Here is a 22,739-nt window from a genome sequence, read left to right on the forward strand (position 1 = left end):
AGGCACGCGATGGTGGACGTTGTGGAGGCTCGTCCGCTCCGAGCATTGCTCCGGACGCGGACTCCGAGAAGCCTATCAGGTGCTGGAGCCTTCCCGGGCTCTCAGTCCCGCGTGGGCGGATTCTCAGACTGCGCCGGGTCCCCCCGCAGCGACACCCCGATCGGGATCCGCGCCTTGGCCACGGCCACCACGTCGATCACGAGCGAGCCGACGACGCCCACGATGATGACGACGGCCAGCACCGGGAAGTCCACCCAGTCCCGGTCACGGAGCGCGAGGAGCACCACCAGGAACAGGATGAACTTGAGGATCCACGTGCCCATCACGATGCCGAAGAACGCGCCGGAGATCATCTGCCCCTTCGACACCCGCAGGGCGACGAGCACCGAGAGCGCGGTCAGCCCGAGGAACACGACGCTGAGCACCGCACCGAGCAGACCGGCGACGAGGCCCGGCGTGCCGGAGACCAGCAGGCCGACCAGGCCCCCGACGACGGCGAGCCCCACGGCGAACAGCGCCGCCCAGACGAGGATGCGGCGGAACACCGGCCGGACGTGGTCGAGCGCGTTCGGTGCGGTCACGTGATGTCTCCTGGGATGGTGCGGTCGTTGGCGGCCCGGTCGAGCGGGTCGAGGCTGGCGTCCACCACGGGGGTGGACCGAGTGGCGGCCTGGGCGGCGAACTCGGCGCGCTTACGGCCGAGCGGGGCGAAGGTCGCGACGGCGCAGACGGTGAAGCCGACCGCGACGAACACGACCACCCAGTACCAGTCCACGAAGAGGAACAGCAGGCAGCCGACGGCGACCGTGGCGGTCCACGCGTAGAAGATGAGCACCGCGTGGAAGTGCGAGTGCCCCATGTCGAGCAGGCGGTGGTGCAGGTGCTTCCGGTCGGCCGAGAACGGCGACTTCCCGGCGCTCAGGCGTCGGGTGACCGCCAGGCCGAAGTCCAGGATCGGCACGATGAGGATCGCGAACGGCAGCAGGATCGGGATGAACGCCGGCAGCAGCGCCTGGCGGGTCTGCACCGCGGCGGGGTCGATGTTGCCCGTGACGGACACGGCGCTCGTCGCCATCAGGAACCCGACGAGCAGCGCTCCGGCGTCCCCCATGAAGAGCTTCGCCGGGTGCCAGTTGAGGATGAGGAAGCCGAAGCACGCCCCGACGAGCACCGCCGTGAGCAGGGACGGCAGGTTGAAGAAGAACTCGGTCTGCACGACCACGCGGTTGATGAAGAACGTGTAGAGGAAGAACACGCCGCCCGCGATGATCGCGACGCCGGCCACGAGCCCGTCGAGCCCGTCGATGAAGTTCACGGCGTTCATCACGAGCACCACCGCCAGCACGGTGAAGATGAGGCTCATGTACGACGAGCCGACGCCGAGCGTGTTGCCGATCGGCAGCGACACGATCGCCACGCCCTGCCACGCGAGGATCCCCGCGGCGATGATCTGCCCCGCGAGCTTCGTCATCCAGTCGAGGTCCCAGATGTCGTCCGCGACCCCGAGGACGACGATGATGGTCGCTCCCCCGAGCACGGCGAGTACCCGGCCCGGCTCGGAGAACACCAGCCGGAAGTAGTCGGTCCCCGCGATCGACGGGAACAGGAACCACGCCGCCAGCAGCGAGACGATGACGCCGAGGTACATCGCGATGCCGCCGAGGCGGGGCGTCGGCGTGCGGTGCACGTCGCGCTCCCGGACCTTCGGGTACCACTTGTACTTCAGCCCCAGCTTCCACACGATCCAGCTGACGCAGAAGCTCACCACGGCGGCGATCGCCCCGGCGAGCAGGTAGTACTTCATCCGACGAGGTCGGCTCCGACGACCCTGGCGATCTCGTCGTCCGAGATCACGCCGTGGCGGACGATCAGGAGCTTCCCGCCGTCGGAGAGTCCGGTGGCGTCCACGATCGTCGAGCCGGTGGAGGCCTCGAACCCCTCGTGCGCCTCGATCGGGCCGCCGTCCAGGTACACGGCGACGCTGTCACCGAGCATCGCCTCGGCCTGGTCGGCGTCCATCGCGGCCGGGTCACCCGTCGAGTTCGCGGAGGACACCGCGAGCGGCCCGACCTCCTGCAGCAGCTCGAGCGCGATCCGGGAGTCCGGCATCCGGAGCGCGACGGTCCCGCGGGTCTCGCCGAGGTCCCAGTCGAGGGACGGCTGGGCACGCAGGATGACGGTCAGGCCGCCGGGCCAGAACTCGTCGACGAGGTCGCGCACCTGCTCCGGGATGTCGCTCGCGAGCGCCTCGAGCGTCGGCGGACCGGGGATGAGCACCGGCGGCGGTGACTGCCGCGTCCGGCCCTTCGCGTCGAGCAGGCGCTGGACGGCGGCCTGGCTGAAGGCGTCCGCGGCCACGCCGTAGACGGTGTCGGTGGGGACGACGACGAGCTCTCCGCGCCCGAGGGCGGCTCGTGCGAGCCGCATCCCGGTCAGGAGCCCGTCGGAGTCGGTGCAGTCGTATCGGGATGCCATGACTCGACGATGATAGTGCGACACAATGGAGGACATCGTGAACGAGACCTCCGCGCCCCCGCTCCTGTTCCTCTTCGACATGGACGACGTCCTGGTCCGCTACGACTGGAAGGTGCGGATGGCCGCCCTCTCCGAGTTCACCGGGCACGAGTTCGAGGAGCTCCGTCGGCGCTGGTGGGACTGCGGGAACGAGCAGCGGGCCGAGGCCGGCGGGTTCGCCGACGGCGACGAGTACCTCGCCGCGTTCGAGCAGGCGATGGGGTGCGACGTCCCCGAGGCCGAGTGGGCCCGGATCCGCGGGTCCGCGATGACCGAGCTGCCCGAACGGATCGAGGCGGTGCGGATCGCCAGCGAGCACGGCCGGGTCGGCCTCCTCACGAACAACGGTCCGCTCGCCGGCCGCTGGATCCACCGGTGGGCGCCGTCGCTCCCGCCGCTGTTCGGCGAGCACCTCGACACGTCGAGCAACTTCGGCGCGCGCAAGCCCGAGCCCGAGGTCTTCGAGCGTGCGCTCGAGCACCACGGCGTGCCGGCCGAGCGCACGTTCTTCGCCGACGACATGCCCGAGAACATCGCGGGTGCGAGGAGCGTCGGCATCCACGCGGTGCTGGTCGAGCACGACACGGACCTCCGTGACGAGGTGCGCGCGTTCGTCGCGGCGCAGGACCGCGCCGCGGCTCCCGCCGCGTAGGGAGCGGAACCGGGCGTACCGGGTCGGATGGAACCGCCGGGTACGCCCGGAAGGACCAGGTACGCCCGGAACCGCGCCTCCAGTCCCGCGCCCCCGCACGATCCTTCCCATCTCACGCGCGGTAGGGAGCGGAACCGGGCGTACCGGGTCGAATGGAACCGCCGGGTACGCCCGAAAGGACCAGGTACGCCCCCCCCCCCCCAATCCAGCGACCCCGGACGGGAGGCGCGGCGCGGCCGGGACTACCGGGTCGCGGTGGTCGTGCGGTCGCGTCCCGTCAGGTCCTGGTGCGTCTCCGGGGTCCGGAACCCCCGGCGCGCCAGGACCTCCCGGACGCCGGCGCCCTGCGACTCGGCGTGCTCGATGACGAGGACTCCCCCGGGCACGAGCAACCGCCACGCGGTCTCGGCGAGGGCCCGCACCGCGTCGAGGCCGTCCGGACCGCCGTACAGCGCCATCGCCGGGTCGTGGTCGCGGACCTCGGGGTCGATCGGCACCGCGTCGTCCGGCACGTACGGCGGGTTCGACACGACGACCGACACCGTGCCGTCCAGCTCGGGGAGCGCGTCGGCGAGGTCGCCCTCGACGAGTCGGACCGTCCCGCCGTGCGCGTCGACGTTGCGGCGGGTCCACGGCAGCGCTTCGGGCGACGCCTCGACCGCGTGGACCACGGCGTTCGGCACCTCGGTGTCCATGGCGATCGCGATCGCACCGCTGCCGGAACCGAGGTCGACCGCGATCGGCGACGGCACCGCCACCGCCCGGAGCGCGTCGATGCCGAACTGCACCACGCCCTCCGTCTCGGGGCGGGGCACGAAGACGCCGGGTCCGACGGCCAGGGTGAGGGAGCGGAAGTGCGCCTCCCCCGTGATGTGCTGCAGGGGCTCGCGGGTGATGCGGCGCGCGACGGCCTGCCGGAAGCGCTCGACGTGCTCGGCCGCGATCGCGCCACCGGTCAGCGCACGGGCCTGCACGGCACCGCGGGACGTGTCGGTCGCCCAGGCGAGCAGGAGCTCGGCGTCGACCTGCGGGCTGACGACGCCGGCAGCGTCGAGCGCCGCGGCCGCCTCGCGCAGGAGGCGATCAGCAGCGAACGTTCCGTCACCACCCACGGCGAGCCGCGCCTCCAGGCCTAGGCGTCCTGGTCACCGATGGCGGCCAGACGTGCCTCTTCGTCCGCGCTGATGGCGGACTGGATGACGGGCTCGAGCGCACCGTTCATCACGCGGTCCAGGTCGTACGCCTTGTACCCGGTGCGGTGGTCCGCGATGCGGTTCTCCGGGAAGTTGTACGTGCGGATGCGCTCCGAACGGTCCATGCCGCGGATCTGCGACTTGCGCGCGTCCGAGGCGATCGCGTCGAGCTCCTCCTGCTGGCGCGCGAGGATGCGGGCGCGCAGGACGCGCATGCCGGCCTCACGGTTCTGCAGCTGGGACTTCTCGTTCTGCATCGCCACCGTGATGCCCGTGGGCAGGTGGGTGATGCGGACCGCGGAGTCCGTGGTGTTCACCGACTGACCGCCGGGACCGGACGACCGGTACACGTCGATCTTGAGGTCGTTCTGGTTGATCTGGACCTCTTCGGGTTCGTCGACCTCGGGGAAGACCAGCACGCCGGTCGTCGAGGTGTGGATGCGCCCCTGCGACTCGGTCGCCGGCACACGCTGCACGCGGTGCACGCCGCCCTCGTACTTGAGGTGCGCCCAGACGCCCTGGGACGGGTCGGTCGCGTTCGACTTGATCGCGACCTGGACGTCCTTGTAGCCGCCGAGGTCGCTCTCGGTGCGCTCGAGGAGCTCGACCTTCCAGCCCTTGGTCTCGGCGTAGTGCGAGTACATCCGCAGGAGGTCCGCCGCGAAGAGCGCGGACTCCTCGCCGCCCTCACCGCCCTTGATCTCCATGATCACGTCGCGCCCGTCGTCGGGGTCGCGCGGGATGAGCAGCCGGCGGAGACGCTCCTGGCGCTCCGACAGCTGCTCCTCGAGCCCGGGGACCTCGTCCGCGAACGCCGAGTCCTCACGCGCGAGCTCCTGGGCGGCGGCGAGGTCGTCCCCCGCCGCCTTCCAGGCCTCGTACGCGGACTTGATCTGGTTGAGCTCGGCGTACCGCCGGTTCACCTTCTTCGCCCGGGCCGCATCGGCGTGGAGCGCGGGGTCCGACAGCTGCTGCGTCAGGTCCTCGTGTTCCGCCAGCAGCCCTGCTACCGACTCGAACACGCGTTACTCCTGGTGGCCGTTGTGGTGCCCACCGGTCGTGGGGACCGACTTCTGCACCTGGACCAGGAACTCGACGTTCGACTGCGTCTCCTTGAGGTTCCGCAGCACGATCTCGAGTGCCTGCTGCGGGTCGAGCCCGGCGAGGGCACGACGCAGACGCCACGTGATCTTGACCTCGTCGGCGGAGAGCAGCTGCTCCTCGCGACGGGTGCCGGAGGCGTTGACGTCGACGGCCGGGAAGATCCGCTTGTCGGCGAGGTGCCGGTTGAGGCGGAGCTCCATGTTGCCGGTGCCCTTGAACTCCTCGAAGATGACCTCGTCCATCTTGGAGCCGGTCTCGACGAGCGCCGTCGCGAGGATGGTCAGCGAGCCGCCGTCCTCGATGTTGCGCGCGGCGCCGAAGAAGCGCTTCGGCGGGTACAGGGCCGCCGAGTCGACGCCACCGGACAGCACGCGACCGGAGGCCGGCGTGGACAGGTTGTAGGCGCGGCCCAGGCGGGTGATCGAGTCGAGGAGCAGGACCACGTCGTGGCCGAGCTCGACGAGGCGCTTCGCACGCTCGATGGCCAGCTCGGCGACGGTCGTGTGGTCCTCGGCGGGTCGGTCGAAGGTCGAGGCGATGACCTCGCCCTTCACCGAGCGCTGCATGTCGGTGACCTCTTCGGGGCGCTCGTCGACGAGGACGACCATGAGGTGCGCCTCGGGGTTGTTCTTGGCGACGGCGTTCGCGATGGCCTGCAGCACGACGGTCTTGCCGGCCTTCGGCGGGGACACGATGAGGCCGCGCTGGCCCTTGCCGATCGGCGACACGAGGTCGATGATCCGCGTCGAGAGCTTCGACGGCTCGGTCTCGAGGCGCAGGCGCTCGTTCGGGTACAGCGGCGTGAGGTCCTGGAAGTCGACCCGCGCGGCCGCCTCGTCGGTGGTCTGCCCGTTCACCGAGTCGACCTTGACGAGCGCGTTGTACTTCTGGCGGCTCTGCTGCTCGCCACCCTGCGGCTGCTTGATCGCACCGACGACGGCGTCGCCCTTGCGCAGGTGGTACTTCTTCACCTGGCCGAGGGAGACGTAGACGTCGTTCGGGCCCGGGAGGTAGCCGGTCGTGCGGACGAAGGCGTAGTTGTCGAGGACGTCGAGGATGCCCGCGATGGGGATGAGGACGTCGTCCTCGGTGACCTCCGGCTCGAACTCGTCGTTCTGACCGCCACGGCCGCGCTTGCGGTCACGCTGGCGACGGCTGCGGCCGCCCTCGGTGTCGTCGACGTTCTGCTTCTGCTGCTGCTGACCCTGCTGGCCCTGCTGCTTCTGCTGGCCGTTCTGCTTCTGGTCGGCCTTGTCGTCCTGCTGGGCCTGCTTCTGCTCGCCCTGCTGGCCGTTCTTCTGACCGTTGTCGCGGCCGCCGTTGTCACGACCACCGTTCTGCTGGCCGCCGTTCGCCTGGGCCTGCGACGCGTTCTGGTCGCCGCCCTGCTCGCCGTTCTCGGCGTTCTGACCGCGGCCACGACCACGACCACGGCTGCGACGGCCGCGACGCGAACCGTTCTCGCCCTGCTGGTCGTTCTGGTCGCCCTGCTCGTTCTGGTCGCCGCGGTCGCCGCGGTCGTCCTGGTCCGACGACGAGGACGACGCCGACGACGCCGACGACGCCTCGGACGAGTCGGCCGACTCGGTGGACCGGTGCTGCTCCTGCTGGACGGCGCCGGCGGACTCGCCACGCGCCTCCTGGACGTCCTGCGCGGCACGACCGCCACGGCCGCGGCGCTGGCCACCGGCCTGGGCGGCTTCCTGGGCGTCCTTCTCGGCGCGGACCTGGTCGAGCCCGGCGAGGAGGTCCTCGGTGCCGGTGTGGCCGTGGTTGGTGTGCTCGGCGGCCGAGGTCGGCGCCGCGCTGACCGTGCCGCCGGACGAGGCACGGCGGGAGCGGCGGGCACGCGATGCGGGCTGCGCGTCGTCGGCGACGGGGGCTGCCGGCGCCTCGGCGGCAGCCGGGGCCGCGGCAGGGGTCTCGACGGGCGCTGCCGTCGGCTCGGGGAGCGTCGGCTGCGCGGCCGGCGCCTCGGCCGCGGGGGCCTCGGCCGCCGGGGCTTCGGGACGCTTGTCCTCGATGGAAGCGATGAGGTCGCCCTTGCGGAGCTTCGAGAGCCCCGTGATGCCGAGGGCGGAGGCGATGCGCTGGAGTTCCGGGAGCCGGAGGGCGCGCAGGTCGCTGGGGATCTCCACGGGAGTGGAGTCGTTGACGTTCGTCAAGGTCGGTGTTTCCTTTCGAACCGCAGAACGCGGAGAGTTTCCACCGTCCCGGATGCACGGGTATGCATCGACCGCCGTTCAGACGACGGACCGGGATTCGGTGATCAGAAAGAGATTGCCCCCGCGCACCGGACCCTGCGCGGCGAGGAACGTTCCTGCTGCCTACGCGGGTTCGGCTTGGAGCGCCGAGTGCGGCACCACTGTAGCACCACCCAGGTCGACGGCCAGCATGAGGGGCCGCCAGTCGGATTCGCCGTGTCGCTCGACCAGTTCCGCTGCGGTGAGGCGCTGCGCCGGGTCGCTGCCGAGGACCAGGAGGCTCGGACCGGCCCCCGAGACGACCGCCGCCAGCCCGTGCTGCCGCAGCAGACCGATGAGCGCGTCGGTCTCCGGCATGGCGCTGGCGCGGTACGCCTGGTGCAGGCGGTCCTCGGTCGCGGCGAGCAGCAGCTCCGGGCTCTGGATGAGCGCGGCGACGAGCAGGGCCGAACGGGAGACGTTGAACGCCGCGTCCGCGTGCGGGACGCTCGCCGGCTGCAGGGAGCGCGCGAGCTTCGTGGACAGGGTCGAGGTCGGCACGAAGACGACCGGCGAGACCCCGCGGTGCACGAGGAGCCGCTTGTAGGCGGGCCCCTCGGCGGTCATCCACGCGATCGTCAGGCCACCGAAGAGCGCGGGCGCCACGTTGTCCGGGTGCCCCTCCATCTCGGTCGCCAGCCGCAGGAGCGTCGACGCGTCGAGGTCCACGACGCCCTCGAGCAGGCCCCGCGCCGCCATCAACCCGGCGACGATCGCCGCCGCCGACGACCCCATGCCGCGGCCGTGCGGGATCGCGTTGACGGCGTGCAGGTCGAGTCCGGGCTGCGGCACGCCGGCGTGCTCGAAGCCGCGGCGGACGGCGCGGACGACCAGGTTCGTGTCGTCCGTCGCGACCTCGCCCGCACCGACGCCGTCGACCGTGACGGTCGCGCCGGGTTCCGGTCGGACGCGGACGACGACCTCGTCGTAGAGCGAGAGCGCGAGTCCGAGCGAGTCGAAGCCGGGTCCGAGGTTCGCCGACGTCGCGGGTACCCGCACGCGGACCGCCCGTCCGGCCGGTACAGCGTCGTGGGCGGTCGTGCCCTCCCCCGGTCCGGACGAACGGTCCTGGCTCACTCGGCGCCGACCAGTCCGAGCACGTCGGCGACCGACTTGGTGTCGACCGGGACGCTCGTCGGGGTGACCTCGCCGCCGTCCTGCGTGCGGAGGGCCCACTGCGGGTCCTTGAGGCCGTGGCCGGTCACCGTGATGACGACCGTCGCACCCTTCGGGATCACGCCCGCGTCGGCGCGCTCGAGCAGGCCGGCGACGCCGATCGCGGACGCGGGCTCGACGAAGACGCCGACCTCGGCCGAGAGGATCCGGTGGGCGGCGAGGATCGCCTCGTCCGTGATCGCGCCGAAGTAGCCGTCGGTCTCCTCGCGGGCCTCGAGCGCGAACTGCCACGAGGCCGGGTTGCCGATGCGGATCGCCGACGCGATGGTGTCCGGGTGACGGACGACCTCGCCGCGGACGATCGGCGCGGAACCGGCGGCCTGGAACCCGAACATGCGCGGGAGCTTCGAGGAGCGTCCGGCGGCGACGTCCTCGCGGTACCCGCGGGAGTACGCGGTGTAGTTGCCCGCGTTGCCGACCGGCAGGAAGTGGAAGTCCGGCGCGTCGCCGAGGACGTCGACGACCTCGAACGCGGCCGTCTTCTGCCCCTCGATGCGGTCGTTGTTCACGGAGTTGACGAGGTGCACCGGGTAGTTCGCCGCGAGGTCGCGCGCGATGTCCAGGCAGTCGTCGAAGTTGCCCTGCACCTGCAGCAGCTGGGCGTCGTGGGCGACGGCCTGGCTGAGCTTGCCCATCGCGATCTTGCCCTCCGGCACGAGCACGGCGGCGGTGATGCCCGCGTGCGTGGCGTACGCGGCAGCGGAGGCGCTCGTGTTGCCGGTCGACGCGCAGATCACGGCCTTCGCGCCGTGCTCGACGGCCTTCGAGATCGCCATCGTCATGCCGCGGTCCTTGAAGGAACCGGTCGGGTTCATGCCCTCGAACTTGACGTGGACGTTCGCACCGGTCCGCTCGGACAGGCGGCGCGCCGGGATGAGCGGGGTCCCGCCCTCACCGAGGGTGACGACGGGCGTCGCCTCGGTCACGTCGAGACGGTCGGCGTACTCGCGCAGGACTCCCTGCCACTGGTGGGCCATCAGGCTTCTCTCTCTGTCCGGGTCGGGCTGGTGGGTCGGTCTGGTGGGGTCGGCCGTCGGCCGGTGGTCGGCTGTCGGCCTGCGGTCGGCCGTCGGCCGGTGGTCGGCCTGGAGGCGCGGTGCCGGTTCACGCGCCGACGACGCGCAGGACGCTGGTGACGTCCAGGACGACGTCCTCGCCGCGGAGCGTCCGGACGGTGTCCGCCAGGTCGGCTTCGCGCGCCAGGTGCGTGCCGATGACGAGCGTGGCGGTCCCCGGGGTGGCCCCCGCGGTGGTCTGCTCCACGGTCTCGACGCTCACGCCGTGCTTGGCGAGGACGCCGGCGACGGTCGAGAGCACGCCGGGGGCGTCCGCGACGTGCAGCGTGATCTGGTAGCGGGTACGGACCGTGCCGATCGGGAAGACGGGCAGCTCGGACTGCGTCGACTCCGCGATGCCCGGGCCGCCGATGACGTGCCGGCGGGCGGCGGACACGAGGTCACCGAGGACCGCGGACGCCGTCTCGACACCGCCGGCTCCGGCGCCGTAGAACATGAGGTCGCCGGCGGCCTCGGCCTCGACGAACACGGCGTTCTTCGCACCGTGCACGCTCGCGAGCGGGTGCGACTCCGGGACGAGCGCTGGGTACACGCGGGCGCTGACGCCCTCGGTGCCGTTCTCGTCGGTCAGGCGTTCGGCCGTCGCGAGGATCTTCACGACGTACCCGGCCTTGCGCGCGGCCCGGACCTGCTCGATCGTGACCGAGGTGATGCCCTCCCGGTGCACGGCGGCGAGGGGCACCGAGGTGTGGAACGCGAGCGAGGCCAGGATCGCGGCCTTCTGCGCGGCGTCGTAGCCCTCGATGTCGGCCGTCGGGTCGGCTTCGGCGTACCCGAGCTCGGTGGCCGTCGCCAGGGCGTCCTCGAAGGTCGAGCCCTCGCGGTCCATGAGGTCGAGGATGAAGTTCGTCGTCCCGTTGACGATGCCCATGATGCGCTCGATGCGGTCCCCCGCGAGCGAGTCGTGCAGCGGACGGATGATCGGGATCGCGCCGGCGACCGCCGCCTCGTAGTAGAGCTGCGCACCGACCTGCTCGGCCGCCGCGAAGAGCTCGGGACCGTGGGTCGCCAGGAGCGCCTTGTTGCCCGTGACGACGTCGGCGCCGGACTGCAGCGCCTGCAGGACCAGCGTCCGTGCCGGCTCGATCCCGCCGATGAGCTCGACGACGATGTCCGCACCGAGGATGAGCGATTCCGCGTCCGTCGTGAAGAGGTCCGCCGGCAGGTCGACGTCCCGCGGGGCGTCGACGTCGCGCACGGCGATCCCCACGAGCTCGAGCCCGGCGCCGGCACGGGAGGCCAGCTCGTCGCCGTGTTCGAGGAGCAGCCGGGCGACCTGCGAACCGACCGAGCCGGCTCCGAGCAGCGCGACGCGGACGTTGCGGTATTCGATCATCTGGTTCTGGTTCCTGTCGGGTCGGGGGTCGGCCCTCGGCGTTCGCCGTGGGTGGTGGCCTCTGGGTCAGGCCCCGGGCACGACCCCGGTGTCGCGGGCGAGGAGGTCGTCGATCGACTCGCCACGCACGAGGATACGGGCTCGGCCGTCCGCCACCGCGACGACCGGCGGACGGCCGACGTGGTTGTAGTTGCTCGCGAGGCTCCAGCAGTACGCACCCGTCGCGGCCACCGCGAGCAGGTCCCCGCGCTGCACGTCTCCGGGCAGGTACTCGTCGTTCACCACGATGTCGCCGGACTCGCAGTGCTTCCCGACGACCCGGATGAGGACCGCCGCCGCGTCCGACGTGCGGGCGAGCCGCGCCGTGTAGTCCGCGCTGTACAGCGCCGGACGGACGTTGTCGCTCATGCCGCCGTCGACCGAGACGTACGTGCGGGTCGCGTGCTCGCCGCTGTCGGTCTCGAGCGCGACGGGCTTGATGGTGCCGACCCGGTAGAGGGTGATCCCGGGCGGACCGACGATGTACCGACCCGGCTCGACCGCGATCTCCGGCACCGGGATGTCCCGCTCGGCGCAGGCCTCGGCGACGATGGTCGCGAGCGCGTCGGCGACGTCCTCCGGCGCGAAGGCCGAGTCGGCCTCGGTGTAGTCGATGCCCCAGCCGCCGCCGAGGTTGAGCTCCGGGACGGGTCCGGACGCGACGAGCTCGGCGTGCACGTCCATGAGGCGCCGGGCGGCTTCCCGGAAGCCGAACTCGTCGAAGATCTGCGAACCGATGTGCGAGTGCAGGCCCACGAACGCGAGCGAGGGCTCGGCGCGGACGGCCTCGGCGACGGCGACCGCCTCGGTCAACGGGATGCCGAACTTCTGGTCTTCCCGCGCCGTGGCGAGGTACTCGTGCGTCGACGCGTGCACGCCGCTGTTGATGCGGATGCGGACCCGCTGGACCGCCCCGGCGTCCGCGGCGGCCCGGGCGACGCGGCCGACTTCTTCGAGGCTGTCGAGCACGATCGTCCCGACGCCGACCTCGACCGCGCGGGCGATCTCGCCGTCGGACTTGTTGTTGCCGTGGAAGCCCAGGAGGGCGGGGTCGACTCCCCCGGCCAGGGCCACCGCGAGCTCACCGCCGGTGCAGACGTCCACGCGGAGGTCGGCCTCGGCCATCCACGCCGCGACCTGGGTGGTGAGGAACGCCTTGCCCGCGTAGTAGACGTGCGCCCGGGTCCCGATGCGCTCGAACGCCTCGGTGAACGCGTTGCGCACGCGGACGGCGCGGGACTGCACGTCGCGCTCATCGACCACGTACAGCGGGGTGCCGAACTGCGCCGCCAAGTCCGACGCCGTCAGCCCACCGACGGCCAGCTCGCCGTCGTCGGTGCGGGTCGCCGAGGCGGGCCAGATGCGCGCGGACAGCGCGGACGCATCCGTCGGGAACCGCAGGCGCTGCGGGGCAAGGGGGTTCGCGCTCACGGGACCCGATCCTACCGAGCCGAGCCGCGCCTCCCGGCCGTGTGACGCGACCTGTGGACTACGCACACTTGCCGACCGTCTGCAGTCCCGCTTCGTTGAGCGGCAGGCTGTCGGCGGTGACGCGCACCGACGCCTGGGCCGCGGTGATGTCGAGCGACCGGACGCGGAGCTGCGACGGCAGGAACTGCGCCGTGCAGACCTGCACGGGCACGTTCGTGACCCCGGGGATCGAGTCGACCTTGAGCCCGAGTGCCGAGTTCGTGATGCGCACCGTCTTCGGCGTGATGGTGATGCCCTTCCCGTCGTCCTGCGCGACGACGGCACCCTTCGCCGCGTAGGTGATGTCGTAGCCGAGCACCGCGGTCTTGCCGGAGAGCTCCACTCCGCCGTCCGCGAGGCTCAGGCGGTCGAACAGCGGACTGTACTTCGACAGGTCCTTCACCGACGCTGCGGCGAGGGTCACGTGACCGTCGACGTCGTGCACGTCGCCCTTGCCGTTGATCGGCACGTCGTGCACGGTCACGTCGGCCGCGAGCGGGATGCCGTCGATCGTGAGCTTCGGCGACGAGATCTCCACCTGGTCGAGCCGGCCCGCGATGAGCTGCGGGATGACGATGCCCGTGGCGTGCGCGTCGACGTCGCCGGTGGCGCCGGACGGCAGGGACTGCTCGACCTGCTGGGCGATCATGCGGTCGACGACACCGCGGAGGACGAACTCGGCGATGACCACGAGCGCTGCGAGGACGACCACGACGACCACGAGGACGACGGGCCAGCGACGGCGCTTGCGGGGGGTGTCGGTGGCGGTGGGCATGGGTCCCAGCCTGCCAGGTGCGCCCGAGTGCTCCGACACTGTGGAACGGACACAGCACCGCGGGAGTTCGCGGTGCTGTGTCCGGAACCTGGTTCCGGCAGGGGGTGCTGGCGCTCCCGGCGCTCCCCGCGCGCCCCGCGCTACATGCGCTCGGGCGCGGTGACGCCGAGCAGGCCCAGGCCGTTGCGGACGACCTGCCCGGTGGCGTCGTTCACCCAGAGGCGCGTGCGGTGCAGGTCGGTCACGGGCTCGTCTCCGAGCGGCGTCACGCGGCAGGCGTCGTACCAGCGGTGGTAGAGCCCGGCGAGCTGCTCGATGTACCGGGCGATGCGGTGCGGCTCGCGGAGTTCGGCGGCCTGGCGCACCACGCGCGGGTACTCGGCGAGGGCGCCGAGCAGGGCCCCCTCGGTGTCGTGCGTGAGGAGCGAGGCGTCGAACGCCGACCGGTCCACCCCGGAGGCGGCGGCGTTGCGGGCGACCGACTGGGTGCGGGCGTGGGCGTACTGGACGTAGAAAACGGGGTTGTCGTTCGTGCGCTTGGTCAGCAGGTCGAGGTCGATGTCGATCGCGGTGTCGCTGGCGAAGCGGACGAGCGAGTACCGGCCGGCGTCCACGCCCACGGCGTCGACGAGGTCCTCCATCGTGACGATCGTCCCCGCGCGCTTCGACATGCGCATCGGTTCGCCGTCCTTGAGCAGGTTGACCAGCTGCCCGATGAGGATCTCGAGGTTCTTGCCCGGCTCGTCACCGAACGCCGCGCACATCGCCATCATCCGACCGACGTAGCCGTGGTGGTCCGCGCCGAGCATGATGAGGTTCCGCTCGAACCCGCGCTCGCGCTTGTCGAGGTAGTAGGCCAGGTCGCCCGCGATGTACGCCGGCTCACCGTCGGACTTGATGACCACGCGGTCGCGGTCGTCGCCGAAGTCGGTCGTGCGGAGCCAGAGCGCGCCCTCGGCCTCGTACATCACGCCGGCCGAACGCAGTCGGTCGATCGCGCGCTCGACGGCCTTCGACTCGTGCAGGGCGTTCTCGTGGAAGTACACGTCGAAGTCGACGCCGAAGTCGTGCAGCGAGGACTTGATGTCGGCGAACATGAAGTCGACGCCCTCGCGCCGGAAGACCTCCTGCGCTTCGTCGCGCGGCAGGTCCTTCACGTCGAGGTCCGCCGGCAGCGTCGCGATCACCCGCGCCGCGATGTCCGCGATGTACGCGCCGCCGTAGCCGTCCTCCGGGGTGGGGTCACCGAGCGCCGACGCGACGAGGGAGCGGGCGAACCGGTCGATCTGCGCGCCGTGGTCGTTGAAGTAGTACTCGCGGGTGACGAGCCCGCCCTGCGCCTGGAACACCCGGGCGAGGCTGTCGCCCACCGCGGCCCAGCGCACGCCGCCCATGTGGATCGGGCCGGTGGGGTTCGCGGACACGAACTCGAGGTTGATCCGGACGCCGTCGTACAGGTCGCCGTGGCCGAAAGCGGTGCCCTGGTCGACGATCGTGCGGGCGACCTCGCCGGCGGCCGCGGCCTCGAGCGTGATGTTGATGAACCCCGGACCGGCGATGTCGACCGAGGCCACGCCGTCCAGCTCGGTGAGCTCCCCGGCGATCTCCGTCGCGAGCTCGCGCGGATTCGTGCCGAGCCGCTTCGCGAGCTGCATCGCCGCGTTCGACGCCCAGTCGCCGTGCGCCCGGTTCTTCGGACGCTCGAGCGCCGCGTGCGACTCCTCGACGGTCACGGTGTCGGACGCGCCTCGTCGCTCGACGATCCCGGTCAGGATCGACAGGTACGCGGCGGAGAGTTCGGCAGGATTCACGAGGATCGAGTCTACCGGGACGCACAGGTCCTCCCCGGTCGATGCAGCATCATGTCCGGATGACCACCCGCAGCAGTGCCCGGGCGATCACCCTCGCCGTGCTCACAGCCTCCGCGTCCCTCGCCCTCGTGGCGTGTTCCGGCGGCTCGGACACCACGACACCGAGCGCGTCCGCCAGCGCCGCGCCGATCGGGAAGCGCGTCACGCAGACCTGCGCGGACCTCCTCCCCGTCGAGGCGTTGTCGGTCTACGGGAAGTCGTTCGAGCTGGTCCCGTCGTTCGAACCCGAGAAGGGCACGCCCGCCGCCCGGATCGCCGAGCAGCGCGGCCGCGTGTGCCGGTTCGCCGCGACCGACGACGCGTCGACGACGATCACGCTGGCCGTCGCCGACCTGCCTGAGAAGTCGCTCACGAACCTCAAGGACGCGCTCTACGACCGCGGCGGATCCGTCCCCACGTACCGCGTCGAGGGCTACTTCTCCCTCACCGACGGCGTCGGTCGCGCGGACGCGTTCGCCGACCCGTACTGGATCACCGCGTCCTCCACGCTTTTCACCGAGCCGGGCGGGGCGCAGCCGGTCATCGACGCGGTCCGGGCCGTCGTGCAGCCGAGCGCGTCCGCCACCCCGGCCGCCTGACACGCGCGCGGTCGGCCTGGAGGCGCGGCGCGGCACGGCTCCGGCGCGCGGGCGCGGCTCCGGCGCGGGCTTGGCGGCGGCCGGGCGCGGAGTGCCTGACGGAATCGGGCGTACCTGGTCGGTTCGTTCGACCCGGCACACCCGATTCCACTTTCCATCGCGCGCGTTCTGGGAAAGAACGGGCGTGCCGGGCACGACACGCGGTGGCCGAGAGGTGGCCGGTGACCTGCTACGGTTGGTTCCACCCCCGGGCCCCCATAGCTCAGGGGATAGAGCACTGCCCTCCGGAGGCAGGGGCGGAGGTTCGAATCCTCCTGGGGGCACTCTGCAAGCACCGTCAGCGGCGGTAGCGTCTCCGTATGACGACGGTGTTCCCTGAGGTCGAGGTCGAACCACTGCGCGGCGGCGCGACGCTCCGGTGGGGCGTGATCGGCCCCGGCGAGATCGCGAACGACTTCACCGCCACGCTCCACGCCCACTCCGACCAGCGCGTCGTCGCCGTCGGCTCCCGCTCCCCCGAACGCGCCGCCGCCTTCGCCGCCCGCCACGGCGTCCCGGGGGTGCACGGCTCGTACGAGGCCCTCGTCGCCGACCCCACTGTCGACGTCGTCTACGTCGCCTCCCCGCACCCGCAGCACCTCGAGCACGCCCTCCTCGCGATCGCGGCCGGCAAGCACGTCCTCGTCGAGAAGCCGATGACCACGTCCGCCGCCGACACCCGCACCCTCGCGACGGCGGCACGGCAGGCCGGGGTGTTCGCGATGGAAGCGCTGTGGACCCGGTACCTCCCCGGCACCACCGTCGTCGCCCGGCTCCTCGCGGACGGCGTGCTCGGGGACGTCCACCTCGTCACGGTCGACGTCGGCTGGCCGCACGAGCCCGACCCGACCGACCGCATGTTCGACCCCGCCGCAGGCGGGGGCGCGCTCCTCGACGCCGGCGTCTACGGGCACTGGTTCGCACGGTTCGCCACCGGCGCCCCGGTGACCAGTCGGACGACGGGGGTGGTCTCGGACCGCGGGGTGGACCTCCAGTCCGTCACCGTGTCGACGGCCGACGGCGGCGCGCAGTCCGTGGTGACCACGTCGATGACGGCGTGGACGCCGGGTCTGGCGGTGATCGCCGGCAGCCGCGCGACCGTCCGGTGGACCGACCACTTCGTGTTCCCGGCGTCGTTCGCCCTGCACCGCGGCCGGGACGTCGACCACTGGGCGGACCCGAGCGGCCTCCACGGTCGCGAGGGCCTCGTCTGGCAGGCGGCGGCGCTCGCCCGGTACGTCGCCGACGGCCACACCGAGTCACCGCTGCACACCCTGGACGACTCGATCGGGCTCGCGACCTCGCTCGACGCCGCACGAGCCGCGCTCGAGCCCGGACCCGGGCCCGCGGCACCGGGAGTTTCCGGACACGTCACGTCGACCCCCTAGGATCACGGGCCGGTCGACCACGCACGCGACCGGGAAGAGGACTCGATGACCAACGCCACCGGGAACCCGCAGCACGAACTCGCCCGCGGGGAGCACGCACCGGCGCCGCGGACCCTCCTCGACGTCCTCACCGCCACCGCGGAGGAACACCCCGACGCCCTCGCGCTCGAGGACCCGGCCGGCACGATCGACTACGCCACGCTCCTCCGCCTCGTGCACGAGCAGGCCGACGACCTGGCCCGACGGGGTGTCCGCCGGGGCGATCGGGTCGGCGTGCGGATCCCCTCCGGCGGCCGCGACCTGTACGTGTCGATCCTCGCCGTGCTCGCCGCGGGCGCCGCGTACGTGCCGGTGGACGCGGACGATCCCGAGGAGCGGGCGACCCTGGTGTTCGGCGAGGCACGCGTCGCCGGGGTGATCGGCGCCGGCGGCGTCCTCCGCGACCGCGACCGCGACCGCGACCGCGACGGGCAGGCGCTCCCGGTGACGGACCCGTCGGCGTCGGCCGAGGCACCCGGGCTGACGGACGACGCGTGGATCATCTTCACCTCGGGTTCGACCGGGGTCCCGAAGGGGGTCGCCGTCACGCACCGGAGCGCCGCGGCGTTCGTCGACGCCGAGGCGCGCATGTTCCTGCAGCGCGCACCGATCGGCCCCGGCGACCGGGTGCTCGCCGGGCTGAGCGTGGCGTTCGACGCGTCGTGCGAGGAGATGTGGCTGGCCTGGGGCCACGGTGCGTGCCTGGTGCCGGCGCCGCGCTCCCTCGTCCGGACCGGGGTCGACCTCGGCCCGTGGCTCATCGCGCACACCATCACGATCGTGTCGACGGTGCCGACCCTCGCGGCGCTCTGGCCGGACGACGCCCTCGAGCAGGTCCGGCTCGTCATCTTCGGCGGCGAGGCCTGCCCGCCCGAGCTCGCCGCCCGCATCGCCAGCCACGACCGCGAGCTGTGGAACACGTACGGGCCGACCGAGGCGACCGTCGTCGCGTGCGGGTCCCTGATGGACGGGTCGGTGCCGGTCCGGATCGGGCTGCCGCTCGACGGGTGGGACCTCGCGGTCGTCGACGAGGCGGGGCAGCGGGTCGCCCCCGGTGGCGTCGGCGAGCTCGTGATCGGCGGCGTCGGCCTCGGCCGCTACCTCGACCCCGCGAAGGACGCCGAGAAGTACGCTCCCTTCCCCGAGCTCGGCTGGGACCGCGCCTACCGCAGCGGCGACGTCGTCCGGTACGACCCCGAGGGGCTGGTGTTCCAGGGCCGGGCCGACGACCAGATCAAGCTCGGCGGACGGCGGATCGAACTCGGCGAGATCGACGCGGCGCTGCAGGCGCTCGACGGCGTCGCCGGTGGTGCCGCGGTCGTGCAGCGGACCCCCGCCGGCAACCAGGTGCTCGTCGGGTACGTCGCCCCGGTCGCCGGCGCGGCCATCGACCCCGCGGTCGCCAACGCCCGGTTGCGCGAGGAGCTGCCGGCCGCCCTCGTGCCGCTGCTCGCGGTGGTGGAGTCCCTCCCGACCAGGACGAGCGGCAAGGTCGACCGCGCTGCGCTGCCGTGGCCGCTCCCCGGCGCCACGGACTCCGCGCTCCTGCCCGACACCGTCGCCTGGATCGCCGAGCGGTGGTCGGCGATCCTCGGGGTCCCGGTGTCGAGCGTCGACGACGACTTCTTCGCGCACGGCGGCGGCTCGCTCACCGCGGCGCAGCTCGTGTCCGCGATCCGCGAGCGGTTCCCGACGACGACCGTCGCCGACGTGTACGACCACCCCAGGATCGGTGCGCTCGCGGACGCGCTCGACGACTCCGGCCCGGTGGTCTCCGTCCCGCGTGACGTCCGACCGGTGCCCCCGGCGACGGGTCTGGCGATGACGCTGCTCGGGCTGCCGGTGCAGGTCCTCCGCGGACTGCGGGTCCTCACCTGGACGGCCCTCGTCGCCAGCGTCCTGCACGCCACGACACTGCCGTTCCTGCCGGTCCTGTCCTGGCCGGCCCTCGTGGTCGCGCTCCTGCTGTTCGTGACGCCGATCGGCAAGATGGCCGTGACGGTCGTCCTCGCCCGCGTGCTCCTCGCCGGGGTCCGGCCGGGCGACCACCCACGGGGCGGATCCGTGCACCTGCGGGTGTGGCTCGCGGAGCGCATCGCCGACGCGGTCGACGGCCCCTCCACCGCCGGCGCCCCGTGGATCAGCTACTACGCCCGGGCACTCGGGGCGCGGATCGGCCGGGACGTCGACCTGCACACGCTGCCGCCGGTGACCGGGATGCTGACGATCGGCAAGCGCGCGTCGATCGAGCCCGAGGTCGACCTCGTCGGGCACTGGGTGGACGGCGACGTGTTCCGGCTCGGCCACGTCCGGGTCGACCAGGACGCCGTGGTGCACAGCCGGACGACGCTGCTGCCCGGTGCGCACGTCGGCGTCGGCAGCGAGGTCGAGGCCGGATCGGCGGTCGCCGACCGGGTCCCGGACGGCGAACGGTGGGCGGGTTCGCCGGCGGAACGCGTCGGGTCGGCCCGACACGACCGGGAGGCGCGGCCCGCCTCCCGACGTCGCTGGCTGCTGGCGTACGGGGCCGGGTCGGTGGCCGTGGCCGGGTTGCCGGTGATCGGTGTCGCAGCCGGGACGGCCCTGGTCTGGCTCGTGGTCGGCCCCGCGCCGACGCTCGGCAGCGCGCTGCTCAGCGCCTTGGCGTGGGTCCCCGTCGCCACGATCGTCGCCGGCAGCGTGTACGCGGGCCTGGTCGTGGCGTCCGTCCGGCTGCTCGGGACCGGCCTGCAGGAGGGCCGGCATCCCGTCCGTTCCCGGATCGGCTGGCAGGTGTGGACCACCGAGCGGATCCTCGACGCCGCGCGCACCCTCCTCTTCCCCCTGTACGCGTCGCTCGTCACCCCGGTGTGGCTCCGGCTGCTCGGGGCGAAGGTCGGCCGGAACACCGAGATCTCGACGGTGCTCCTCATCCCGGCGCTCACGCAGATCGCCTCCGGCGCGTTCCTCGCGGACGACACCATGGTCGCGACGTACGAACTCGGCGGCGGTCGGGTCCGGATCGGTCGCTCGAAGGTCGGCCGGCGGGCGTTCCTCGGCAACAGCGGCATGACCGGCGCCGGACGCTCGGTCCCGCGCGAGGCCCTGGTGGCGGTGCTGTCCGCGGTGCCGAAGAAGGCCAAGCGGGGGTCGTCCTGGTTGGGCTCGCCGCCCGTCCGGTTGCGCCGTGCCACGGCGCAGTTCGACGAGGAGCGCACCTTCCGTCCGCCGCGGTCCCTCAAGGTCGCCCGCGGGTGCTGGGAACTGCTGCGGCTCGTCGCCCCGATGGTGTCCGCCGGGATCGCCCTCGGTGTCGCCGGTGCCCTGCTCGCCCTGTGGTCGGCCGTCGGCATCGGCTGGACCGTGCTGCTGGCCGGGCCGGTGCTCATCGTCGCCGGTGCGGTCGCCGCGGTGGTGTCGACGATCGCCAAGTGGGCGTTCGTCGGCCGGATCGCCGCTCGGGAGCACCCGCTGTGGTCGTCCTTCGTGTGGCGGAACGAGGTGCAGGACACCTTCGTCGAGACCGTCGCGCGGCCCTGGTTCGCCGAGCAGGCGACCGGGACACCGGCCCTGGCGGCCTGGCTCCGGAGCCTCGGGGCCACCATCGGCCGCGGCACCTGGCTCGAGACGTACTGGCTCCCGGAGGCCGACCTCGTCACGATCGGCGCCGGCGCCTCGGTGGCACGCGGCACCGTCGTGCAGACGCACCTCTTCCACGACCGGGTGATGCAGCTCGACGAGGTCCGCCTCGACGCGGGTGCGACCCTCGGCCCGCACAGCGTCGTCCTGCCCGCGGCCGGCATCGGACCCGGGGCGACGGTCGGCCCGGCCTCCCTCGTGATGCGCGGCGAGCAAGTGCCCGGCGGGACGCACTGGGCGGGCAACCCGATCGCTCCGTGGCAGACTGACCGGCACCCATGACCGTGAAGGACTCCGTGCCGACGAACCGAGACGCCGACCCGTACACCCCGCACAGCGGCGACCGACGGTGGAGTGCCCACCACTACGACCTCCGGCTCGGGTACCGCGTCGCGACGAACCGCCTCGACGGCACCGCCACCGTCACCGGGCGCGCGGTGGAGGCGCTCGACCGCATCGTGCTCGACCTGCACGGCCTGACCGTCGACCGGGTGGACGTCGACGGGCGTCGGGCGAAGAAGACGTCCACGAGCACGCACAAGCTCACCGTCACGCCGGACGCCCCCGTGGCCGCCGGGTCGGACTTCACCGTGCACGTGCGGTACCGCGGCACGCCGCACCCGCTCCGGAGCCCGTGGGGGCAGATCGGGTGGGAGGAACTCACCGACGGCGTCATCGTCGCCGCGCAGCCGACCGGTGCGCCGTCGTGGTTCCCCTGCAACGACCGGCCGGACGACAAGGCCACCTACCGGATCGAGATCACCGCCGAGGCCGCGTACGACGTCGTCGCGAACGGCGAGCTGCTCGGCAAGGAGCGGGCCCGTTCCGGCACCGCGTGGACCTACGCGACGACCGAGCCGATGGCGACGTACCTGGCGACCGTGCAGATCGGGCGGTACCGCACGACGAAGCTCCGCGGCTCGGCCGTCCCCGTCACGCTGCACCACCCCGCCGACCTCGCCGCCGCCGCGCGCACGGACTTCGGCCGGGTGCCGGACATGCTCGCGCTCTACGCCGACCGGTTCGGCCCCTACCCGTTCCCCGCGTACGGCGTCGTGGTCACGGACGACGACCTCGAGATCCCGCTCGAGGCCCACGGCCTCGCGGTGTTCGGGCGCAACCACGTGGACGGCGAGCACGGAACCGACCGGCTCATCGCGCACGAGCTCGCACACCAGTGGTTCGGCAACTCGGTGACCGTCGCCCGCTGGCGGGACATCTGGCTGCACGAGGGCTTCGCCTGCTACGCCGAGTGGCTCTGGTCCGAGCACCGCGGTGGCGAGTCGGCCGACGTCCTCGCGAGGCAGTACCGCGACGGCGTGCTGGAGCAGCCGACCGACCTCGTCGTCGCCGATCCCGGCGCGGACGACATGTTCGACGACCGGGTCTACAAGCGCGGCGCACTGGCCCTGCACGCCGTCCGTCGGACCTTCGGGGACGACGCGTTCTTCGCGGGGCTCCGGACGATCACCGGTCGACACCGGCACGGTTCGGTCGCGCCGGAGGACGTCATCGCTGCGTTCGCCGGCAGCGCGCGCGTCGGACCGGAGGCGGTCCGCGCGGTCACCGGTCCGTGGATCGACGAGCCGGGCGTGCCCGGACTCCCCTGAGCCACCCCGGCGCCACGG

17 protein-coding genes and 1 tRNA gene are annotated in these 22,739 nt (G+C 72.5%); 6 read left to right on the plus strand and 12 right to left on the minus strand.

All coding sequences use genetic code 11. The features are described from left to right. Window positions 1-101: 101 nt before the first annotated feature. The 3 genes from FS825_RS09120 to FS825_RS09130 are packed head-to-tail and all read right to left on the minus strand — an operon-like array spanning window position 102 to window position 2,475. On the minus strand, window positions 102-581 hold the full coding sequence (locus FS825_RS09120; RefSeq protein ID WP_144712204.1) for a hypothetical protein: 480 nt from the start codon (window positions 579-581) through the stop codon (window positions 102-104). Continuing rightward, window positions 578-1,804 (minus strand): MraY family glycosyltransferase, encoded by a 1,227-nt coding sequence (locus tag FS825_RS09125; protein ID WP_144712205.1) that lies wholly within the window; start codon window positions 1,802-1,804, stop codon window positions 578-580. Before FS825_RS09125 ends, FS825_RS09120 begins: the two co-directional genes overlap by 4 nt. Further along, window positions 1,801-2,475 carry an L-threonylcarbamoyladenylate synthase gene (locus tag FS825_RS09130; RefSeq protein ID WP_144712206.1) on the minus strand — a complete coding sequence of 225 codons (675 nt, stop codon included), beginning with the start codon at window positions 2,473-2,475 and terminating at the stop codon, window positions 1,801-1,803. The genes FS825_RS09125 and FS825_RS09130 overlap by 4 nt, the downstream gene beginning before the upstream one ends. Window positions 2,476-2,512: 37 nt before the next feature. Here FS825_RS09130 and FS825_RS09135 point away from each other — a divergent pair, with 37 nt between their 5' ends. Further along, on the plus strand, window positions 2,513-3,166 hold the full coding sequence (locus FS825_RS09135) for an HAD family hydrolase (protein WP_186377154.1): 654 nt from the start codon (window positions 2,513-2,515) through the stop codon (window positions 3,164-3,166). A 242-nt stretch (window positions 3,167-3,408) separates the two neighbouring features. Here the strand turns inward: FS825_RS09135 and prmC are convergent, their stop codons facing one another. The 9 genes from prmC to argS all read right to left on the minus strand — a co-directional run bounded on the left by prmC (window position 3,409) and on the right by argS (window position 15,389). Beyond that, entirely contained in the window at window positions 3,409-4,278 is an 870-nt protein-coding gene (gene prmC / locus FS825_RS09140) for a peptide chain release factor N(5)-glutamine methyltransferase (RefSeq protein WP_144712208.1), read from the minus strand. A gap of 20 nt (window positions 4,279-4,298) precedes the next feature. After that, complete coding sequence (gene prfA, locus FS825_RS09145; protein WP_144712209.1) at window positions 4,299-5,381, minus strand: peptide chain release factor 1; 1,083 nt, start codon at window positions 5,379-5,381, stop codon at window positions 4,299-4,301. Window positions 5,382-5,384: 3 nt separating this feature from the next. Next, entirely contained in the window at window positions 5,385-7,628 is a 2,244-nt protein-coding gene (gene rho, locus FS825_RS09150) for a transcription termination factor Rho (protein WP_144712210.1), read from the minus strand. Window positions 7,629-7,790: 162 nt separating this feature from the next. Continuing rightward, the gene (thrB, locus tag FS825_RS09155; protein WP_260981100.1) at window positions 7,791-8,705 is read right to left on the minus strand and encodes a homoserine kinase; all 915 of its coding nucleotides are present in this window, start codon (window positions 8,703-8,705) and stop codon (window positions 7,791-7,793) included. 74 nt (window positions 8,706-8,779) lie between these two features. Continuing rightward, entirely contained in the window at window positions 8,780-9,859 is a 1,080-nt protein-coding gene (gene thrC, locus FS825_RS09160; protein WP_144712212.1) for a threonine synthase, read from the minus strand. Window positions 9,860-9,986: 127 nt separating this feature from the next. Further along, entirely contained in the window at window positions 9,987-11,294 is a 1,308-nt protein-coding gene (locus FS825_RS09165) for a homoserine dehydrogenase (protein WP_144712213.1), read from the minus strand. 66 nt (window positions 11,295-11,360) lie between these two features. Then, complete coding sequence (gene lysA / locus FS825_RS09170; RefSeq protein ID WP_144712214.1) at window positions 11,361-12,764, minus strand: diaminopimelate decarboxylase; 1,404 nt, start codon at window positions 12,762-12,764, stop codon at window positions 11,361-11,363. A gap of 58 nt (window positions 12,765-12,822) precedes the next feature. Beyond that, window positions 12,823-13,578, minus strand: coding sequence for an LmeA family phospholipid-binding protein (locus FS825_RS09175; RefSeq protein WP_144712215.1), 756 nt, complete (start codon window positions 13,576-13,578; stop codon window positions 12,823-12,825). A 140-nt stretch (window positions 13,579-13,718) separates the two neighbouring features. Next, window positions 13,719-15,389, minus strand: a complete 1,671-nt coding sequence (argS, locus tag FS825_RS09180) for an arginine--tRNA ligase (RefSeq protein WP_144712216.1) — start codon at window positions 15,387-15,389, stop codon at window positions 13,719-13,721. Window positions 15,390-15,448: 59 nt separating this feature from the next. Between argS and FS825_RS09185 the strand changes: the two genes are divergently transcribed. The 5 genes from FS825_RS09185 to FS825_RS09205 all read left to right on the plus strand — a co-directional run bounded on the left by FS825_RS09185 (window position 15,449) and on the right by FS825_RS09205 (window position 22,721). Next, window positions 15,449-16,027: a hypothetical protein gene (locus FS825_RS09185; RefSeq protein WP_144712217.1), complete on the plus strand. Its 579-nt coding sequence runs from the start codon at window positions 15,449-15,451 to the stop codon at window positions 16,025-16,027. A 251-nt stretch (window positions 16,028-16,278) separates the two neighbouring features. Then, window positions 16,279-16,350 (plus strand) — tRNA-Arg (locus tag FS825_RS09190). A 36-nt stretch (window positions 16,351-16,386) separates the two neighbouring features. After that, complete coding sequence (locus FS825_RS09195) at window positions 16,387-17,454, plus strand: Gfo/Idh/MocA family protein (RefSeq protein ID WP_144712218.1); 1,068 nt, start codon at window positions 16,387-16,389, stop codon at window positions 17,452-17,454. A 45-nt stretch (window positions 17,455-17,499) separates the two neighbouring features. Next, window positions 17,500-21,393, plus strand: coding sequence for a Pls/PosA family non-ribosomal peptide synthetase (locus FS825_RS09200; RefSeq protein WP_144712219.1), 3,894 nt, complete (start codon window positions 17,500-17,502; stop codon window positions 21,391-21,393). Then, window positions 21,390-22,721, plus strand: coding sequence for a M1 family metallopeptidase (locus FS825_RS09205; protein ID WP_144712220.1), 1,332 nt, complete (start codon window positions 21,390-21,392; stop codon window positions 22,719-22,721). The genes FS825_RS09200 and FS825_RS09205 overlap by 4 nt, the downstream gene beginning before the upstream one ends. The last annotated feature ends 18 nt before the right edge of the window (window positions 22,722-22,739 follow it).

The organism is Curtobacterium pusillum (assembly GCF_007680845.1).
GTDB classification, from domain to species: Bacteria; Actinomycetota; Actinomycetes; order Actinomycetales; family Microbacteriaceae; genus Curtobacterium; species Curtobacterium pusillum_B.

What these genes read in the sequence shown, in the direction of transcription:
- FS825_RS09125 (WP_144712205.1), bottom strand. Translation starts at nt 1,804, where the DNA reads ATGAAGTACTACCTGCTCGCCGGGGCGATCGCCGCCGTGGTGAGCTTC.
- FS825_RS09130 (WP_144712206.1), bottom strand. Translation starts at nt 2,475, where the DNA reads ATGGCATCCCGATACGACTGCACCGACTCCGACGGGCTCCTGACCGGG.
- thrC (WP_144712212.1), bottom strand. Translation starts at nt 9,859, where the DNA reads ATGGCCCACCAGTGGCAGGGAGTCCTGCGCGAGTACGCCGACCGTCTC.
- FS825_RS09165 (WP_144712213.1), bottom strand. Translation starts at nt 11,294, where the DNA reads ATGATCGAATACCGCAACGTCCGCGTCGCGCTGCTCGGAGCCGGCTCG.
- FS825_RS09175 (WP_144712215.1), bottom strand. Translation starts at nt 13,578, where the DNA reads ATGCCCACCGCCACCGACACCCCCCGCAAGCGCCGTCGCTGGCCCGTC.
- FS825_RS09185 (WP_144712217.1), top strand. Translation starts at nt 15,449, where the DNA reads ATGACCACCCGCAGCAGTGCCCGGGCGATCACCCTCGCCGTGCTCACA.
- FS825_RS09195 (WP_144712218.1), top strand. Translation starts at nt 16,387, where the DNA reads ATGACGACGGTGTTCCCTGAGGTCGAGGTCGAACCACTGCGCGGCGGC.
- FS825_RS09200 (WP_144712219.1), top strand. Translation starts at nt 17,500, where the DNA reads ATGACCAACGCCACCGGGAACCCGCAGCACGAACTCGCCCGCGGGGAG.
- FS825_RS09205 (WP_144712220.1), top strand. Translation starts at nt 21,390, where the DNA reads ATGACCGTGAAGGACTCCGTGCCGACGAACCGAGACGCCGACCCGTAC.